This is a genomic window from Desulfitobacterium sp. PCE1 (assembly GCF_000384015.1).
In the GTDB taxonomy this organism is placed as follows: Bacteria; Bacillota; Desulfitobacteriia; order Desulfitobacteriales; family Desulfitobacteriaceae; genus Desulfitobacterium; species Desulfitobacterium dehalogenans.
The window spans coordinates 1,409,235-1,424,992 of the sequence record NZ_KB913023.1; the positions used below are offsets into that span (position 1 = coordinate 1,409,235).

At 38.5% G+C, this 15,758-nt stretch carries 18 protein-coding genes, 1 pseudogene, 1 riboswitch and 1 other annotated feature; of the genes and pseudogenes, 12 read left to right on the forward strand and 7 right to left on the reverse strand.

What is annotated here, in order from left to right:
• Positions 1 to 164 precede the first annotated feature (164 nt).
• On the forward strand, positions 165 to 752 hold the full coding sequence (locus DESPCE1_RS0106975; RefSeq protein WP_019849950.1) for a pyruvoyl-dependent arginine decarboxylase: 588 nt from the start codon (positions 165 to 167) through the stop codon (positions 750 to 752).
• A 52-nt stretch (positions 753 to 804) separates the two neighbouring features.
• Here the strand turns inward: DESPCE1_RS0106975 and DESPCE1_RS22385 are convergent, their stop codons facing one another.
• Positions 805 to 1,110, reverse strand: a complete 306-nt coding sequence (locus tag DESPCE1_RS22385) for a YmaF family protein (RefSeq protein ID WP_014793398.1) — start codon at positions 1,108 to 1,110, stop codon at positions 805 to 807.
• A 291-nt stretch (positions 1,111 to 1,401) separates the two neighbouring features.
• Between DESPCE1_RS22385 and DESPCE1_RS0106980 the strand changes: the two genes are divergently transcribed.
• The 4 genes from DESPCE1_RS0106980 (at position 1,402) to DESPCE1_RS24160 (ending at position 4,062) form a co-directional block, all read left to right on the forward strand.
• Positions 1,402 to 2,004, forward strand: coding sequence for a class I SAM-dependent methyltransferase (locus tag DESPCE1_RS0106980; RefSeq protein ID WP_014793399.1), 603 nt, complete (start codon positions 1,402 to 1,404; stop codon positions 2,002 to 2,004).
• 402 nt (positions 2,005 to 2,406) lie between these two features.
• Complete coding sequence (locus tag DESPCE1_RS0106985; protein ID WP_014793400.1) at positions 2,407 to 3,033, forward strand: flavodoxin family protein; 627 nt, start codon at positions 2,407 to 2,409, stop codon at positions 3,031 to 3,033.
• A gap of 284 nt (positions 3,034 to 3,317) precedes the next feature.
• Complete coding sequence (locus DESPCE1_RS0106990; RefSeq protein WP_028305485.1) at positions 3,318 to 3,791, forward strand: HXXEE domain-containing protein; 474 nt, start codon at positions 3,318 to 3,320, stop codon at positions 3,789 to 3,791.
• A gap of 160 nt (positions 3,792 to 3,951) precedes the next feature.
• The gene (locus tag DESPCE1_RS24160; protein WP_371200621.1) at positions 3,952 to 4,062 is read left to right on the forward strand and encodes a hypothetical protein; all 111 of its coding nucleotides are present in this window, start codon (positions 3,952 to 3,954) and stop codon (positions 4,060 to 4,062) included.
• Between the two features lie 167 nt (positions 4,063 to 4,229).
• Here DESPCE1_RS24160 and DESPCE1_RS0106995 read toward each other — a convergent pair whose 3' ends face one another.
• Positions 4,230 to 4,517, reverse strand: coding sequence for a hypothetical protein (locus DESPCE1_RS0106995; protein WP_014793404.1), 288 nt, complete (start codon positions 4,515 to 4,517; stop codon positions 4,230 to 4,232).
• 351 nt (positions 4,518 to 4,868) lie between these two features.
• Here DESPCE1_RS0106995 and DESPCE1_RS0107000 point away from each other — a divergent pair, with 351 nt between their 5' ends.
• Complete coding sequence (locus DESPCE1_RS0107000) at positions 4,869 to 5,867, forward strand: DUF2935 domain-containing protein (RefSeq protein WP_019849952.1); 999 nt, start codon at positions 4,869 to 4,871, stop codon at positions 5,865 to 5,867.
• Positions 5,868 to 6,037: 170 nt separating this feature from the next.
• Here the strand turns inward: DESPCE1_RS0107000 and DESPCE1_RS23190 are convergent, their stop codons facing one another.
• Positions 6,038 to 6,199 (reverse strand): hypothetical protein, encoded by a 162-nt coding sequence (locus DESPCE1_RS23190; protein ID WP_014793406.1) that lies wholly within the window; start codon positions 6,197 to 6,199, stop codon positions 6,038 to 6,040.
• Positions 6,200 to 6,247: 48 nt separating this feature from the next.
• Complete coding sequence (locus tag DESPCE1_RS0107010) at positions 6,248 to 6,973, reverse strand: hypothetical protein (protein ID WP_014793407.1); 726 nt, start codon at positions 6,971 to 6,973, stop codon at positions 6,248 to 6,250.
• Positions 6,974 to 7,459: 486 nt separating this feature from the next.
• Positions 7,460 to 7,655, forward strand: a binding site (T-box leader).
• An 85-nt stretch (positions 7,656 to 7,740) separates the two neighbouring features.
• Between DESPCE1_RS0107010 and serS the strand changes: the two genes are divergently transcribed.
• A complete protein-coding gene (gene serS, locus DESPCE1_RS0107020) occupies positions 7,741 to 9,021 on the forward strand; it encodes a serine--tRNA ligase (RefSeq protein WP_019849954.1) in 1,281 nt (426 codons plus the stop codon).
• Positions 9,022 to 9,183: 162 nt separating this feature from the next.
• Positions 9,184 to 9,846 (forward strand): diphthine--ammonia ligase, encoded by a 663-nt coding sequence (locus tag DESPCE1_RS0107030; RefSeq protein WP_019849956.1) that lies wholly within the window; start codon positions 9,184 to 9,186, stop codon positions 9,844 to 9,846.
• Positions 9,847 to 9,923: 77 nt separating this feature from the next.
• Here the strand turns inward: DESPCE1_RS0107030 and DESPCE1_RS0107035 are convergent, their stop codons facing one another.
• The gene (locus DESPCE1_RS0107035) at positions 9,924 to 10,886 is read right to left on the reverse strand and encodes a DMT family transporter (RefSeq protein ID WP_014793410.1); all 963 of its coding nucleotides are present in this window, start codon (positions 10,884 to 10,886) and stop codon (positions 9,924 to 9,926) included.
• A 140-nt stretch (positions 10,887 to 11,026) separates the two neighbouring features.
• A riboswitch (FMN riboswitch) is annotated at positions 11,027 to 11,175 on the reverse strand.
• Between the two features lie 349 nt (positions 11,176 to 11,524).
• On the opposite strand from DESPCE1_RS0107035, the gene DESPCE1_RS0107040 reads away from it, so the two are divergent.
• The gene (locus tag DESPCE1_RS0107040) at positions 11,525 to 11,917 is read left to right on the forward strand and encodes a GntR family transcriptional regulator (protein ID WP_019849957.1); all 393 of its coding nucleotides are present in this window, start codon (positions 11,525 to 11,527) and stop codon (positions 11,915 to 11,917) included.
• On the forward strand, positions 11,910 to 12,992 hold the full coding sequence (locus tag DESPCE1_RS0107045; protein WP_019849958.1) for a DUF1648 domain-containing protein: 1,083 nt from the start codon (positions 11,910 to 11,912) through the stop codon (positions 12,990 to 12,992). Before DESPCE1_RS0107040 ends, DESPCE1_RS0107045 begins: the two co-directional genes overlap by 8 nt.
• Positions 12,993 to 13,033: 41 nt before the next feature.
• Here DESPCE1_RS0107045 and DESPCE1_RS23680 read toward each other — a convergent pair whose 3' ends face one another.
• Positions 13,034 to 13,507 (reverse strand): hypothetical protein, encoded by a 474-nt coding sequence (locus DESPCE1_RS23680; RefSeq protein ID WP_019849959.1) that lies wholly within the window; start codon positions 13,505 to 13,507, stop codon positions 13,034 to 13,036.
• Entirely contained in the window at positions 13,452 to 14,456 is a 1,005-nt protein-coding gene (locus tag DESPCE1_RS21810; RefSeq protein ID WP_019849960.1) for a hypothetical protein, read from the reverse strand. The genes DESPCE1_RS23680 and DESPCE1_RS21810 overlap by 56 nt, the downstream gene beginning before the upstream one ends.
• Positions 14,457 to 14,720: 264 nt before the next feature.
• On the opposite strand from DESPCE1_RS21810, the pseudogene DESPCE1_RS24165 reads away from it, so the two are divergent.
• A pseudogene (locus DESPCE1_RS24165) lies at positions 14,721 to 14,800 on the forward strand (prevent-host-death protein); the annotation flags it as partial.
• Between the two features lie 89 nt (positions 14,801 to 14,889).
• Positions 14,890 to 15,720 (forward strand): prenyltransferase, encoded by an 831-nt coding sequence (locus tag DESPCE1_RS0107055; protein WP_014793414.1) that lies wholly within the window; start codon positions 14,890 to 14,892, stop codon positions 15,718 to 15,720.
• Positions 15,721 to 15,758: the final 38 nt, after the last annotated feature.

The following is a 15,758-nucleotide window of genomic DNA, read 5'->3' on the forward strand; positions in this document are numbered from 1 at the left end:
TGAAATTAGTCGATTCCTTCAAGCGTTAAGTCAGATAATTACCGATAAGAAACAGCTTGTTGAGAAATACTCTGTCTGAAACAAATTTTTATACTTCTTCAATAAGTAACAAAAGATAGTGTGAAGCATATTTTGTAGAAAATATTGAAGGGGTAGAAGGTTCTATGAATCAAGGAATTTATGGACAGTTTCCGGTTATCGGAAATATGATTCCGAAGGATTATGTAGTCACGAAAGGCTACGGGGATACTGATATAAATTCAGGCAACAAATATCCATGGAAGACAGGGTCTTTTGACTCGGCCTGTGTTATGGCCAGTATTGAGAATTTTAATATCGTTAAATATACTTCCATACTGCCTCCGGAAGCTACAGAAATCCCTATGGAGCAAGCGAGGGCTTTATATCATCCTGGTGCGGTAATGGGAACAATTATGGCTCAGGTTAATGGTTATAAAGGAGAGCGGATCTGTGCAGGGGTGGGAAGAATTCAAGTAAGAAGAAATTACGATGGTCTTTATATTGCAGGTTATGCGGCGGAATACTTAGGCGATGGGGATGAGCAGGTGGCAAAAAGAAGTTTGCACGAGTCATTACTCAGCATGGTTTTCCGTCGCTTTAACCCACGGGATGTTACCGTATTTAATGAAAGATTGTGTATTCAGGAACATATAGTAAAACATCAATACGGTACTGTAATTGCTGTGATTGGATTCTTAAATAATATTTATCCGGTAATAGGTGGTTTATAATTTTTCATGTGTAAATTAACCAGAAAGCATAGGCTTTCTGGTATAAGCAAATTTAGAAGAGTCGGGAGTATTTTTCATTTCCTGTTAAGGAGTTGTAATTGTGAGTATGGCCATGTTCAAATGAAGTAGTACCTTGGTACTGATGGATATGGCCACCGCCGGATAAGGGTATTGCGGGACCTGTAGTCCCGGAGAAGGAGTGGACATGGGCATGGTCAACGGTTGTTACTCCATTATAAGGATGGACATGTGAGCTACCACAAGGTATATCATATCCTGTAGTACAGCGCATTCGATGGGAATGTCCACAATCAAAAGTGGTTTCATTACAAAAGTCATGAACGTGAGGTTTTTTCATATTCTTACATTCAACTCCTTTCTGTGGAAAATACATCCAATATAGGTTATGATTTGTCTCTAATTCATGTCAATGCTTTGTGCAAAATACTTAATAGGAAAACCCAAATATTACCGTGTTAGTACTTTTTAAGGAAAAGCAGCCAGTGAAACGTACCTGGCTGCTTGCGTTTATTTTCGGGGGGGGTATATTGCGCTGTTAAATAAAGGCTTTATTACTTATAATAAGTAATACGGAAACAAGGTTGAGACAGATAAAACAGATGACATAAGGTAGATTGGAGAGGTAATAATGGGAAATACGGATAAGTTTGAACTGATAGCTAATATATATGACACTTCTGAAAGAATCCAAATTGCAAAGGTATCATCAAATGCCATTCGTGAATATTTAGTTGATGCTAAAGGTAAGAATGCTATTGATTTTGGGTGTGGAACTGGTCTAGTTGGAATGAACTTGTTAAACGATTTTAATTCTATGCTTTTTCTGGATACATCACAAAATATGATTAATCAAATAAAGCAAAAAATTTCTGGTTCTAATATACAGAATGCAGCAACATTATGCTTTGACTTTGAAAAAGATAGTCTTCCGGATTTACATGCTGACTATATTTTTATGGCACAGGTTTTGCTCCATATTAATGATGTTGAATTAGTTTTATCAAGATTGTATAAGGTTCTAAATGAAAGAGGACATTTATTAATCGTAGATTTTAATAAAAATGAAAAAATAGTTCCAGATATGGTTCATAACGGATTTGATCAAATAGAGTTAGCAGATATTATGACAAAAATAGGATACAAGGATATTCAATCTAAAACTTTTTATACTGGAAGTAAAATATTCATGGGGCATGATGCATCTTTGTTTATTCTTGATTCTCAGAAATAAAGTTAGAAATATTAATTGCCTGCTAGAGCGATCATAAGGCCTTCATATGGTAGGAGAGAAAATAAACAACACCAAATTAGCTGTTTATTTCTTCCGCTGCAAAATAATTTTCTTCAACACCTGCAAAGTTAAAGGTTCGGCTGCTCTCCAACCGTTACCCCTTTGGCTATAAGGTCGCTCCCCATGGCGTTTATGTTGTAGCTGCCAAAAAGAATTATTATATAAATTACACCTAACTCTAAGTCAAGGATGATTATGAAAATATTTTATATAAGGTTATACTTACTGTATCCTAGGGAGTATAAATTTATTAATATATGAAAATTCTTTTTGCATACTATTGACTTACAGTTAAGTATAGGGTCTATACTTGTTGTATAGCAGAGATAGGAGTGTGGATTTATGAAAGTGATAGCTATTAATGGTAGTCCCCGTAAAAATGGTAATACAAGCCAGGCACTCAAGGTTATGGCCGATGAGTTGGAACAGCAGGGTATAGAAGTTGAAATCATTCAAATTGGCCAGCTGAGTATTCATGGGTGCATTGGTTGTGGATACTGTCGGACTTCTGAGGAAAATCACTGTGTTTTTAAAGAGGATATTGTTAATGAAGTTGCAAAGAAAATGCGGGAGGTGGACGGCTTTATTCTTGCATCCCCTACCTATTATGCAGGAATAGCAGGAACAATGAAGGCTTTTCTGGACAGAGTATTCTACACAAGTTCAGGCTATTTCAAATATAAGGTTGCAACTTCCATTTCTGTTGTAAGACGTGCCGGTGGTGTAGATGTAGTACACCAGCTCAATAACTATCTTAACTTAGCTCAGACAGTCATACCGCCGTCCCAATACTGGACAGTAGCGTATGGTATGGAAAAAGGAGAAGTTCTTCAGGACGGAGAAGGTATTCAGACCCTTCGTAAAAATGCCAGATCAATGGCCTGGCTCCTTAAGACAATTGACGCTGGAAAAGAAAAAATACCTGTTCCTGTAGAAGAAGATCGTGTTAGGACAAATTTCATACGATAGCAAATCAAAAAGGAAATTTAAACGCAATCAAGCCATCGGAGTACGCTTATACCATTGAAAAGTGAATATGCAGACATGAATAGAGTGCATCTCAGGACAAGGGATTGCACTTTATTCATGTCAGTAATGAAAAAGATATTTAAAGAATAAGCACTAATATGGGAAAAGAATGATTTTTATTTGATATAATTAAGAAGGTCTAGCTTCTGCTATCAGTGGCGGAATCCAGTCAGCCAAATAATCACAGTTTGATATATGCAATAGAAAGGTTTGGGAATAACGAGATGTTTGAATTATTATTTTTGATGTCCTTCACGCTGCATAATCTTGAAGAAGGGATTTGGTTGCCAAAGTGGTCAAAGTACGCGGGCAGATATCATCAACAAGTAGGAAATAATGAATTTCGCTTTGCAGTCATGGTTGTGACATTATTTGGATATATTTTAACGTTTGCTTTTTTAGTAGCAGCAAACTCAAATGAGGTTATAAAGTACTTGTATCTCGGTTTTATAATGATGATGTGCTTTAACTCAATATTCCCCCACCTGATAGCTACAATATTTCTAAAGAGGTATGCTCCCGGAACATTAACGGGTGTTTTTCTAAATTTGCCGATCGGATTGTATTTGATATTTTGGCAATATGGTAATCAGCTCGAGGTTAACAAATTGGTAATCGGTTTTGTTGTGATTGCGACTGCAACACTTACATCGCTGCGACCACTATTTAAACTAGGAAGAGGATTATTTAATGAGTAGCTTAATATGGAGTATTTTCTGCAATATACTGGGTGCCGATAGAATACCAGTTTCATACAGCATCTTTTTTTAGGGCTTTTTAAATCCAGTAAATGCAAAAAAGTTTGTCAATGGTATTAGATATAAGCTTCAAAGCGAATTTGAAATTAGTACACAAGATATCCTATTTGAAGCAGTAGAAGATTTGGAAATTGCAGTGAAAGAAAGTGATATTATAATTACAGTGACACCATCAAGAGCACCAATAATAAAAAAGAATTGGATTTTTTAGAACAAAAATCGGGCTGAAAGAGTGGATTTTTCGGCCCGATTTCTTTTAGATCCTGTTAAAAATATCAATATAAGGCACAGAGTCTACAGAATCTAGTATAAGCGAATAAGAAAACGGCCGATATTGTGGCCGTTGAAGTTTAACTAAAGATATAAATGTCTCACCGATCATGGAAGATCGTAAAGCGGGTTAAATGGTTGAGGAATTCCCATCCTTCTCTCTAAACGTTGTAACCAAGGCGGCTCGAATTGTTCTTCATAAAGCTCCCACCAGATAGGTTCACGACCCGGTATTATACCCATACGACGTTCAAGTTGTTTCAGCCAAAGTGGATGAAACTGTTCTTCAAATCTTTCCCACTCCGGTGGTTCATAACTACCGATATGAGTCAATGGATATCTTGCTACCATCCGGGGATATGGTGCATAGACGGGTATGGTTGTAGGATAGTACATTAAATAGATCACCTCTTAATACATTCTCGATGGTAATATATTCCACAGGGGGTGTCTAAGAAAGTTGTCAGAGGGTTTTCTGTGTAATTTAGGTCAGTCTGACATAATGATCGTTTAGCGGTCAGGGGAAGGGAACATTCCTGCCTGTATTAACGGATGCTGCTTATTTTACTCCGCCGACATAAGGTATTAAGACCGATTATATATTTTGGGAGTTTTGGCTTGTCCTAAAGTGTTAAATGAGCGACATCTCTAAAAGTTCAATGAAATTCATTTGTACTAGTGTAACCGTCAGTACAATCCTGGAATAACATGTACTAAATAGTCAAAGAAAGGAGGTATTACCGAATAATGTTATTTAATTCGGGAATTACTGATGGGTTATTACCAACAAATGTCTTTATTCGTCAGTCACTAAATTTAAATCTTTTCTTTTTGCGTATTATGAAGGAACACTCCTTCTTCTTAGCAGCGGGATTTCTTTCTAAAGATGAAGCTTTGTCACAACAGGCGATTCATTTCATGAATTCCTTTAATGCCCTTTTAACTGAGGCTATTCTTTTAGCGAATGGCAATGTAGATTCGGCTGTATTGTGTTCTGGAGAAGTTGCAACGAATATGACTTTAAGGGCTGAACAGAAGACGCAAGGATTAGGTGGAGTTCCACTTGATACGTCACTAACTGTTCAAGAGCTAAGACTTGTACCAGCAGCAGAAAATGTGAACCCAGCTATTGAAGGAAATGTTCAAAGCCTAAATGAAAGAGCTATCGTGCTAACGAGAGAATTAGTTAAATTTAAAACCCAAGTCTTGGATGCGATGTTATCTGGTCGGTTGTTTACTTTTAACTTTCCACTTCTTATTGTCCACATTCGACGCGAAGCGCTCCTTTTTATTGAGCAACTAAGATTGCTGCAGAGAAGGGGATCAATCGACTTGACACAAGAAGTAATTTGCCAAAAAGTATTCTGGGATCTGCAAATGGCTGAACATGCCCAATTCATTGCCCATTTGTTAGACCCGACTGAAGCTGCCTTGATAGATCAAGCCAATAATTTTGCAAGGTTATTTTTTAATTTACGTGCCCAAACAGAGAGTGGTGCAAATCCTTTAGGTCAATTGATTGGCCAAGAAATTGCGGCTACAAGCAATTTGCGTAATTTTAAAGCTACTGCAGAAGAATTAATATTAGCTAACCGCATAAAGTCAATCATATTTCCTTTGCTTGCCGATCATCTCCTACGGGAGGCAAATCACTTCTTACGGATACTAGATACTTCTGGGAGAATCTTTGGTTTGAAAAACGAGTTGTCAGGACAATTAAAAATTCGTACACCTTCTTTATTCTAATCTAACGATCAAAAAGTAGTTAAAAAACAATATGAGTTGGCCTTAAAGCTTGTTTAAGGCCAACTCAAAATTTATATAAACACCATCGTTTAAGAATCGGCGATAAACATTTGATTCTGATAATTAATGAAATCCCCCATTCTTACCCGCCAGAATTAAAGGAGCTTATATTACCATAGAACATGTTGTTCTTTATGCTCTAAAATCATTTTCAAGGCAGTAATTATGAAAACAACAAAGATAAATGCCCCCAGCGATACCAACGGAGAGAAATAGGCAAAGGGTTGTGCGTATAAAAGTGTGCCGTGTGCCCATAAATCATATAAAGTCATGGTATCTCTCCTCTTGGCGAGCATAAGCTGGAAATCGTAACTCTGCGATTATAAACTGCACCTTATTTCATCAAGGAGCTCCTGATTTAGGCTTAGGATAAATTTAAAAATAATGCCACAGAGAAAAAGTCCGACAGACAGAAACATAATTCCAAGTTGCAGGGGAAAAGGTGCATATATATCTATAAATCGAATGAGGCTCTTGATATTTTCATTGGGCTCTAAGGATTGTTTAATACTAAATTCTATGTGTCGCAAATCGATTGTCAAAAAACCGATTGAGGTGTGATCATCAATGATAGGAAAATATATAGACATGCGTGGAGTTAAATTGAAGGGATTTAAAGACGGCGTCACTGACTCATCTGTTGGCACAATATTTTCGTATTCTGAACGAACAGCCTGAACAATTTTATTCGCTCCGTCGGTTAAGACTAACCCCAAGGAAGCAAACATGATGAGCAATGTCAAAGGGATTGGAGAATTTAATTCTAATATTTTAAACATTAGATAGATGGTCTGATTTGGTTCTATCTGTTGGCGTCCGTAGACTGCTATTCTCTGAAGGTCAAGGATTGAAATGCCAATTGCTCTGTAGGGGGGGATAAAAAACCAAAAGAGAATTGTACGCGGACACAAGTTAAAAGGATCTAAGCGGTTATGGAAGTATTTTCGAGTTATTCGACAGAGTTTGGAATGGAATTCACTCTGCCAGTATCTCTTTAGAAAATAATAGCAATTCGGAAATCTATTAATAGATTTATCGGATGACATGAAAATCCCCCCCCCTTTTATTCCTATGCAAAACTAAAAGGAGTCAATTATTTGGGGCACTGATTTTTCAATTGGGTTTTCAACATACCCTACTGTTCGGAGAATTAACCATGTCCAGAATAAAGAGTTTATGATGGCTATGACGGTAGGGACGGGCAACCATATTCCCCAGAATTTAGTTGTCGTTTTTGTATTGTCCGTTAAGCCCATGCTGTTCATATCTTCATCACCTTTGTTAAGATGGTAAGGTCAAATAGTTTCTAAAGATAACGTAACCCAGAATAGAAGAGAAAAGAAAGGAAAAAAACAACCATATAAGCCAGTAATATTGGACTAGGCGCAACGCAAAGTCATACACCAATATCATCCTTTTTTGATATTATATGGATTGACTTCGGTGTTGTTCGTAAAGTAGGAAAATGTATACACACGACCAAACTATAACAATTCTTCTTGTAAATTTATTTATAGATGCATATAATACATTTAATAGCGATGATAAAAACTAAGGTTTATAAATCTCCCAGAGAGCCGGTAGTTGGTGCGAACCGGTGAGAAATTAAACCGTTCCATTTTTTGAGCTGTCGGCGATGAGTCGAAGGGTGTGCCCTTTACAGCACTTTAGAGTGGTCAGTGTTATCTGACAATTTGGGTGGTACCGCGGATGCTTTCCGTCCCATATTATTTGTATGGGTTCGGAAGGCTTTTATTTTTCTAAACTCATACTGTTATCTCTAATGAAAAGAATATAGATGAGGAGGAAAATAATGTTAGACATTAAGTTGCTGCGTGAAAACACTGAGATCGTTAAAGAAAATATCAGAAAAAAGTTTCAGAATGAAAAAATCACCCTTGTAGATGAAGTTATTGCCTTAGATACTCAAAATCGGGAAGCGAAATCAAGACGTGATTATCTCAGAAGCAGAAGAAATTCAATCAGTAAAGAAATTGGTGTATTGATATTAAAAGGACAAAAGGATGAAGCTGAATCAGCGAAGGCAGACATAGTTGCTATGGCAGATAAACTCGCAGAATTGGAGAGAAAAATTGATGACTTTGACATCCAGATTCGCGAAAGGATGCTGATTATCCCCAATATTATGGATCCCACAGTACCAATCGGTAAGGATGATAGCGAAAATGTCGAAATTGAACGATTTGGTGAGCCTGTTGTACCAGACTTTGAGATACCCTATCATGTTGATATTATGGAAAAGTTTAAGGGTATCGATTTTGACAGTTCAAGAAAAACAAGTGGAAACGGTTTTTATTATCTTTGCGGTGATATAGCACGTTTGCATTCTGCGATTCTCTCCTATGCGCGGGACTTCATGATTGACAGAGGATTTACCTATTATATCCCCCCATTTATGATTAGAGGCAATGTTGTAAACGGTGTTATGAGCTTCTCAGAAATGGAAAATATGATGTATAAGATTGAAGGTGAAGATTTATATCTCATCGGCACGAGCGAGCATTCTATGATTGGTAAATTTATTGATACAATCCTAGATGAAGAAAAACTTCCTCAAACACTAACCAGTTATTCGCCGTGTTTTCGTAAAGAGATTGGTGCCCATGGCATTGAAGAGCGGGGTGTATACCGAATTCATCAATTTGAAAAACAGGAAATGATTGTGGTATGCAAACCGGAAGATAGTGCAGGTTGGTTCGAAAAACTATATCAATATACGGTTGAGTTTTTCCGCACTTTGGATATCCCTGTACGTACTTTGGAGTGTTGTTCGGGTGATTTGGCAGATCTAAAAGTAAAAAGTATAGACATAGAAGCGTGGTCACCGAGACAGAAAAAATATTTTGAAGTTGGTAGTTGCTCCAACTTGGGGGATGCACAGGCAAGACGTCTTTCTATCCGGATAAAAAGTAAAAACAAAGAAAACTACATCCCGCATACTCTTAACAATACAGTCGTAGCACCTCCAAGAATGTTGATATCATTTTTAGAAAATAATTTGAAGGAAGATGGTACCCTATCAATACCGAAACCATTGCAAATGTATATGGGGGGTAAAGAGTTAATCAAATAATTGCTGTTTGTTACCGCCACTTTTGTGGCGGTTTTTATTGGGGGAGTGATTTTACTCAGTCGCCAAGATTCACTGGATTCAGGGGGTATCTGCTTGTACACTAAGATATATATAGACAGTTATGAAGCTAAGCAAAAAATAGCATAAAGTAGGAGAGTGAATATGAATAAAGAGATAAAGTTCGCATCATCTTATAGTGGAGGAAAGGATAGTGTACTTGCGCTGTATCGAGCTATAAAGAGTGGGTGTGAGCCGGTAAGTTTACTGACTACTTATAACAAGAACGCCGGTCGTTCATGGTTTCATGGGGTTCCAGTAGAGGTTTTGAATAGAGTTTCACAGCTTATGGATATCCCTTTAGAACTTGTAAAAACAGGAGAGGGTGATGACTATACTAAAGATTTTGAAAAGACACTGTTAAAACTAAAGGACAATGGCATTAATGCTTGTGTTTTTGGTGATATTGATATCCAGGCCCATTACGATTGGTGTGATGCTCGTTGTAAAGTTGCTAAGATTGAAAGTATATTTCCACTTTGGAATGAAAGTAGAAAAGAATTGGTTTACGAATTTATAGAAAGTGGTTTTAAAGCTGTTATAACTGTTGTGGATTCATCCAGGCTTAGTGAAAGGTTTCTAGGAAGAACCTTAACCAAAGACCTTATGGCAGAAATTGTAGCCGAAGGTGCAGACATTTGTGGAGAAGAGGGGGAATACCACACCTTTGTATACGATGGACCACTTTTTAAAGAACCTGTAAATTTTAAATTCGATGAAATAATAAGAAATGGTAATTATGCAATATTGCCTCTTTTATTAGAATGAAAATAAAAACGACTAAGGGGGTACAATCAATCGCCCCATTAGCCGTTTAATGTTTAGAAAGCGGTTTGGAGAAAATGTTATAAGCTGGCGAAGTTCGCTCCGTCGGAAGTTTTCACCGTTGACTTAGGATCGTTAGGCATCCGAGATAATTGCAGTACAGCAAGCCAGACTATGGCAAACCCAATCCATTGCCCTAGATCTATGGTTTGGTGCAGAATAAACCAGTTCAAAAGTAGGCCGGTTGCAGGGAATGCGAGTTCGGCGATGGTGGCATAAGAGGCTCGCACACCATTTAACCCGCGGTAATAGAGCAATAGACTTATAAGACTTGGCACGAGAGTCTGGAATAATAGGTTCGCCCAGACCGGAGCCAGGCTGAGAGCCTGACCAATGTTAGCCCAGTTCGGGTGCTGTGCAAATACAATGATGGTTAATAGTGGCAGCGCTATAGCAAATCTAAGTGCGGTTAAGGTCGTGAACGATAATTTTCCGACAAGACGCTTTCCCATAACAGTCGATCCGCCCCATAGCGCGGCTGCACCGATGGCACATAATGATCCGATAAGCTCTGAGGAGCTAACTCCGGAAGTTGGCATGTGCAAACCAAAAGTAAGTAGATAAGCGCCTATAAGTGCTGCAACAAATAGAGCATAGAAGTCTTTTCGCATGCGTTCTTTGAGCAACCAGGAGGCGAGAAGAATAGCAAAGATGGGCTGAACTTTCTGCAGGAGAAGGACGACATTTGGATTGCCGTAAGTAAATCCGGCGGTAAACAAAATCGAAGCTAGAGCCGATCCGCCCCATGCGATAAATAAAAGAGCGAGCCAGTCCCCAGGATTGAGTCGTTTCAGCTCATGACGCTTCAGTAGGAGCACAGGTACGGCGAATAAGGATAATAACAGGTGCTCCAACCATACTATCTGAGAAGATGTTACATGTTGTAGTAAGGCTACAATGAGGACACCGTCGAGTCCCCACAAGGCCGCTCCGAGGGCAATTAACCATATGCCTCTATTTGATTCTTTCTTTGATTGTAACATTTAAAAATCCTCCATTAGTGAATTGGTGTTTAGAATAAAAGCCTTCTGATGTGATAGAATTAAAAAATGCCTCAAGGAGATAATGTTTCCTCAAGGCATATACATACAACCAGAAATATGACCGCTTGGTCTAATCTAGTTTGTACCTTCTCCCATCCGGACTATACCGTCGGCCTTGGAGTTTCACCAAGTCAGTCAATGCTGCAATATGCTACACTGAGTTGCGGGCTGGATTGCACAGGCAATCATTACCGCCGGTCGGGAATTTCACCCTACCTCGAAGGTTCATATTCAACTGAAAAAAAGTATAGCACAAAATTATTCTTAGTGGTAGATAAATTTTTTATAAGTTAAAACCAATCAAGGTGCAAGGATAAATATATTGGAAATTCTAGTACCGACATCAGGCCGGCTTAGAAGATATGTCTTTTGGTTTCAATCGAAACTGAAGGGCGATTTTTTTTTACTTCTGAAAGGGGATGATAAAATATCAGAAAAAGAAAAAGACGCATCTGTAGAATAGATAAGGCTGCAAGCTATGTATGAGGATGGGGAAAATTAGAAATAAAATGAGATTGAGAATCTTCATTATATGTGTTATAGTCGATATATAACATGCATGTGAAGGGGGCATATTAATGTTAATCGAAATTGATATGCACAGTTCAATTCCGATTTATAAGCAATTGAAAACAGCCATTGTAAGTGGAATTTTATCTGGAGAACTACATGAAGGAGATAATTTACCATCGATCCGGCAGCTTGCAAGTGACCTGGGGATCAACCTTCATACAGTGCGAAAGGTATATGAGATGCTTTGTGACGAAGGGTATATCAAAATTCATCGAAGCAAAGGTGCCGAGATTTGCAGTCCGCCAAAGTTGAATAAAGAGGATTTGTCGGTCTTTGAGAAACTTCTCTTGCCTATTGTCATTGAGCTTCGTGCCCGAGATATTGGTGAAGAACGGTTTGCGGCTTTAATGAAGGATCTCTGGGAGAAAAGTATAGAAGGAGGAAACAGTCATGAATAACAGTTTGAATTTTATTATTGGAGTTATGGGGCTCTCCTGGCTTCTTGTTGTGCTTGTCACGGCCTTTACTCCTTATTTTGTACGGAGAAACATCTGCTTTGGTATTTCTGTTCCAGAAAGTGAATATTACAATCCACAGTTGAAAAGATTAAGGCGCAATTACAGTATAGGCTGTCTTTGGGCAGGCTTGATCTTGGGAATCGGAAGCTCTCTCTGTTATATCTGGACATCGGCAGAAAATACAATGTGGATTCAAACCGGCGGCCTGTTTTTGTATTTTATAATCAGCATACTGATATATTTCTCTATGCGTACAAAGATTAAGGCTATTAAACAAAATAGCGACTGGGAAATTGAAACTAAGACAGTCGCAGAAATCAGCGAAAAGTCCGATAAAACCATCCGTACTGCGTGGTACCTTTTGTATCTTGTTGTCATCGCTATCACCGTTTTTGCATCGGTGCTGAAATACCCATCTCTGCCTGAACAAATTCCTATGCATTATAATATTGCCGGCGAGGTGGACCGCTATGCTGCTAAATCCGTCGGAACCTTTGCCCTAATGCCGGTGATGCAACTTCTAATGGGTTTGCTGTTTGCAGGAACCAACCTTGCCATCGGCACATCCAAGCGTCAGCGGGATTTTAAGAGAAGCAGCGCCTTCCGTGGTGTCATGAGCATTACTTTGTTTGTCATCGGATTTCTGGTAATGCTTATGTTTACCTGCATTCAGCTTTCCATGCTAACCATCTTAAATGAAAAATTGATGATGTTTTTGCCGATTGGTTTTTTGGTTGCTACATTTATTATCTGCATTTATCTTGCGGTAAAAGTAGGTCAGGGCGGAAGCCGATTGAAAACAACGGATGATGCGCTGGTAAATACGGTGGATGACGACCGTTATTGGCTCGGTGGATTTCTATACTGCAACAAAAACGACCCTTCTCTTTTTGTAGAAAAGCGATTTGGAATGGGCTATACTTTGAATTTTGGAAACCCGAAAAGTTTAATGGCTATTGGCATGCTTGTTATTTTAATTGTTGCACTTATGGTGTTGCCATTAATTTTGAAATAAACGGAGGTCTATTAAAGAGATGGAAGAATACCTTCTATCTATTACACGTTATGGATTTTGGTCTTCGATAACTCATCAATATAATATTTCCATAAATCGGAGCTGAAATCCATGATTGTCAGAGTACTCCCTGCCACTTCGCTGTTCAATAGATTGTTGAGCATATCCGTTTCAAAACAATGTATTTTTTCGGACTTATAGTCATGGTCAATCCAATAAAGCAGGCTTAACCCCTGTGAACAGAGCACCGCGACTTTAGGAGGTTCGCTGTTCACAATCCTGATTTTATCATGGCTTTTTTCATTGATATATGACTCAAACCGTTTAAGGTAGGGGATGCGTTGCTCAGGTGCAAGATCAACAGCACCAAGGAGAGGTACAATGGCCTTACCCGTGGCGTAAATACTCATCATGGCATCTATCGTTACAAAAAAAGTAGTCTCTTTTAAAAGGATATCGTTAAAAAGTTTCAGAATGCTCTTCTTTACGATTTCTTTGCTTTCTATAGTTTCCAATTCTAGTTTCCAATTCTTTCTGTTCAATCAAATATCCTATGGATATGAAATTATACACGGCATCAATATGCCTATCCGTCAGCTTATCGATGAGTGAAGGATCAGCTTCTAAGGCGGAAATAACTTCATTTCTGTTATAGCTGATTTTTTTTACGTTCTTTTTCATAAGGGAATTGAAAAACACGGTTAAATAACCTTTATGAGTGATGAGTACCATGAGGGGTGTCCCATCCATCTGAATGCTGAAAAGCAAGAGGAATTGTCCTTTTAATAACAAAAAGGTAGAATCTATCTCTTTTGTGATTTTCCATAAATTCAAATCAACATACTGCTGCGCTTTGACGATAGATGAAAGAACGTCAATATCGTATTCCTCATATGAGTCCTCAAAGGATGGCATATCAAAGAAGTGATTGAAGGAGATATTTTTTTGCTTTTTTGGGTTTATTATTTTAATTCGACGAAAAATATCGGAATACCGTCGGCTGAACAGAGGCAGAGTACTGTAAAGCTCTAAGGGAGTATTCTCATTTACGATGGAATCTGAAACAATCACACAAAGCATATTCAAAATGGTCTTTTTCCCCAGAAAGCTTGTTTCTCTTTCTGGATAGTCCAGATTTATGTCATTTTCTGTGGACAATCCTTTATCCAATTCGTATTCTAACGCATGGGCCAAAAACGTTTCCAATTCATATTTCGAACTGAAATCATAGATGACCGGAAAAATATTCTCAAATTTTAAATAACACCCCAGACAATATATAGCTTCGGCGAAGTAATTAGAGGCTTGCCTGCAGAATGCTCTTTTTTCTTTGAAAAGAGGCAGCCTTTTCCCTGTCAGGATTTTGCTCAATCCACTTGGTGTCATATTCATACTTATTGCAAAATCAGTTTTAGATGTTTGTGCTATACAGATAAGTTCTTCTAATAGTACACCGATTCCCATTGTACTCCTCCCAATCCGAATATAATGTCTCTTAATTATACATGATTTTCTCACTGCTACGTTTCTAAAAAGGAAATAATATTAAAATATTATCTTTTTTGTCCATTTCTAAGTGTATATCCGTTCGGATTTTTCAAGTGTTGCTTAAATATTAAAAATAGTTCCATCGTCAGGAGATTAGCTAATTTTAAGAAGAAATTGATAGATTAACCAAAATCATGCATAATAGGAATATATATATATAGCCAAAATGGAGGGGTTATCATGAGAGTTCCTTCGACAGAAGTACAGAATAATTTTGGCAAACACTTAAGTTTGTTGAAGCCAACGAAGAAATAATCGTGCGGCATTAAGGAATACTGGATGGTCGATCCGAAAAATAATCTGGTTTACATTTATGTTCTTGATAGAAAAGAAATAGGAGGTGGCAGCGATGGCAGTGATCAAACAATATGAGGATGATGTTAACGCGATATTGGCCAAACGTTATGATAACGGTGCGGATTTCTGGACGACTCCTGACAAACGTCTTTGTAAAGGAAGTCCGTATTCCACCCTAAATTGTGCCCATATGTTGCTGGAATTGGGCGTGGAGCCATCTGAACCGGTGCTGAAGGAGATTGCCGGTCTTTTTTTCAGTTCCTGGCGTGAGGATGGGCGATTCAAGTTGTCCCCACAGGGTGCCATATACCCCTGTAACACCATTAATGCCGTTAATGTTCTTTGTCACTTAGGGTATGCGTCTGATTCAAGACTCCAAAAAACCTTTGATTACCTTTTAAATATTCAGCAAAGCGACGGAGGGTGGCGATGCAATAAGTTCAGTTACGGGAAAGGTCCGGAAACGGAGTATTCAAATCCCGGCCCGACGCTGACAGCTTTGAACGCGTTTCGCTTTACAGAGCTGCTTAATACAGAGCCGGCTCTTGATGAAGCAGTGGAATTTCTGCTGGAGCATTGGAGGATACGTAAGCCCCTCGGGCCATGTCATTATGGAATTGGGACTCTGTTTATGCAGGCTGAGTATCCCTTTGCCAGTTACAATATTTTTGTTTATGTTTACGTACTTTCCTTTTATGACAGAGCCAAAAAGGACAAGCGGTTTGCGGAGGCGCTGGAGGTTTTGCAATCAAAGTTGGTTGAGGGCAAAATTGTAGTGGAACGGCTGAATCGGGGATTAACAGGGCTTGCTTTCTGTAAAAAAGGAGAACCGAGCGACTTAGCGACAAAACGCTACCATGAGATATTGAGAAACCTGGGCTGAAATTGCCGGCAGCCGGGGTAATTGCGATCGCTACCCAG

Excerpts from the sequence above, each read along its gene's own strand:
- DESPCE1_RS0106980 (WP_014793399.1), top strand. The coding sequence starts at position 1,402 with ATGGGAAATACGGATAAGTTTGAACTGATAGCTAATATATATGACACT.
- DESPCE1_RS0107010 (WP_014793407.1), bottom strand. The coding sequence starts at position 6,973 with ATGTCATCCGATAAATCTATTAATAGATTTCCGAATTGCTATTATTTT.
- DESPCE1_RS22385 (WP_014793398.1), bottom strand. The coding sequence starts at position 1,110 with ATGAAAAAACCTCACGTTCATGACTTTTGTAATGAAACCACTTTTGAT.
- DESPCE1_RS0107030 (WP_019849956.1), top strand. The coding sequence starts at position 9,184 with ATGAATAAAGAGATAAAGTTCGCATCATCTTATAGTGGAGGAAAGGAT.
- DESPCE1_RS0107035 (WP_014793410.1), bottom strand. The coding sequence starts at position 10,886 with ATGTTACAATCAAAGAAAGAATCAAATAGAGGCATATGGTTAATTGCC.
- DESPCE1_RS0106975 (WP_019849950.1), top strand. The coding sequence starts at position 165 with ATGAATCAAGGAATTTATGGACAGTTTCCGGTTATCGGAAATATGATT.
- DESPCE1_RS21810 (WP_019849960.1), bottom strand. The coding sequence starts at position 14,456 with ATGGGAATCGGTGTACTATTAGAAGAACTTATCTGTATAGCACAAACA.
- DESPCE1_RS0106990 (WP_028305485.1), top strand. The coding sequence starts at position 3,318 with ATGTTTGAATTATTATTTTTGATGTCCTTCACGCTGCATAATCTTGAA.
- DESPCE1_RS0106985 (WP_014793400.1), top strand. The coding sequence starts at position 2,407 with ATGAAAGTGATAGCTATTAATGGTAGTCCCCGTAAAAATGGTAATACA.
- DESPCE1_RS0107040 (WP_019849957.1), top strand. The coding sequence starts at position 11,525 with ATGTTAATCGAAATTGATATGCACAGTTCAATTCCGATTTATAAGCAA.
- DESPCE1_RS0107000 (WP_019849952.1), top strand. The coding sequence starts at position 4,869 with ATGTTATTTAATTCGGGAATTACTGATGGGTTATTACCAACAAATGTC.
- DESPCE1_RS0107055 (WP_014793414.1), top strand. The coding sequence starts at position 14,890 with ATGGCAGTGATCAAACAATATGAGGATGATGTTAACGCGATATTGGCC.
- serS (WP_019849954.1), top strand. The coding sequence starts at position 7,741 with ATGTTAGACATTAAGTTGCTGCGTGAAAACACTGAGATCGTTAAAGAA.
- DESPCE1_RS0107045 (WP_019849958.1), top strand. The coding sequence starts at position 11,910 with ATGAATAACAGTTTGAATTTTATTATTGGAGTTATGGGGCTCTCCTGG.
- DESPCE1_RS23190 (WP_014793406.1), bottom strand. The coding sequence starts at position 6,199 with ATGACTTTATATGATTTATGGGCACACGGCACACTTTTATACGCACAA.
- DESPCE1_RS0106995 (WP_014793404.1), bottom strand. The coding sequence starts at position 4,517 with ATGTACTATCCTACAACCATACCCGTCTATGCACCATATCCCCGGATG.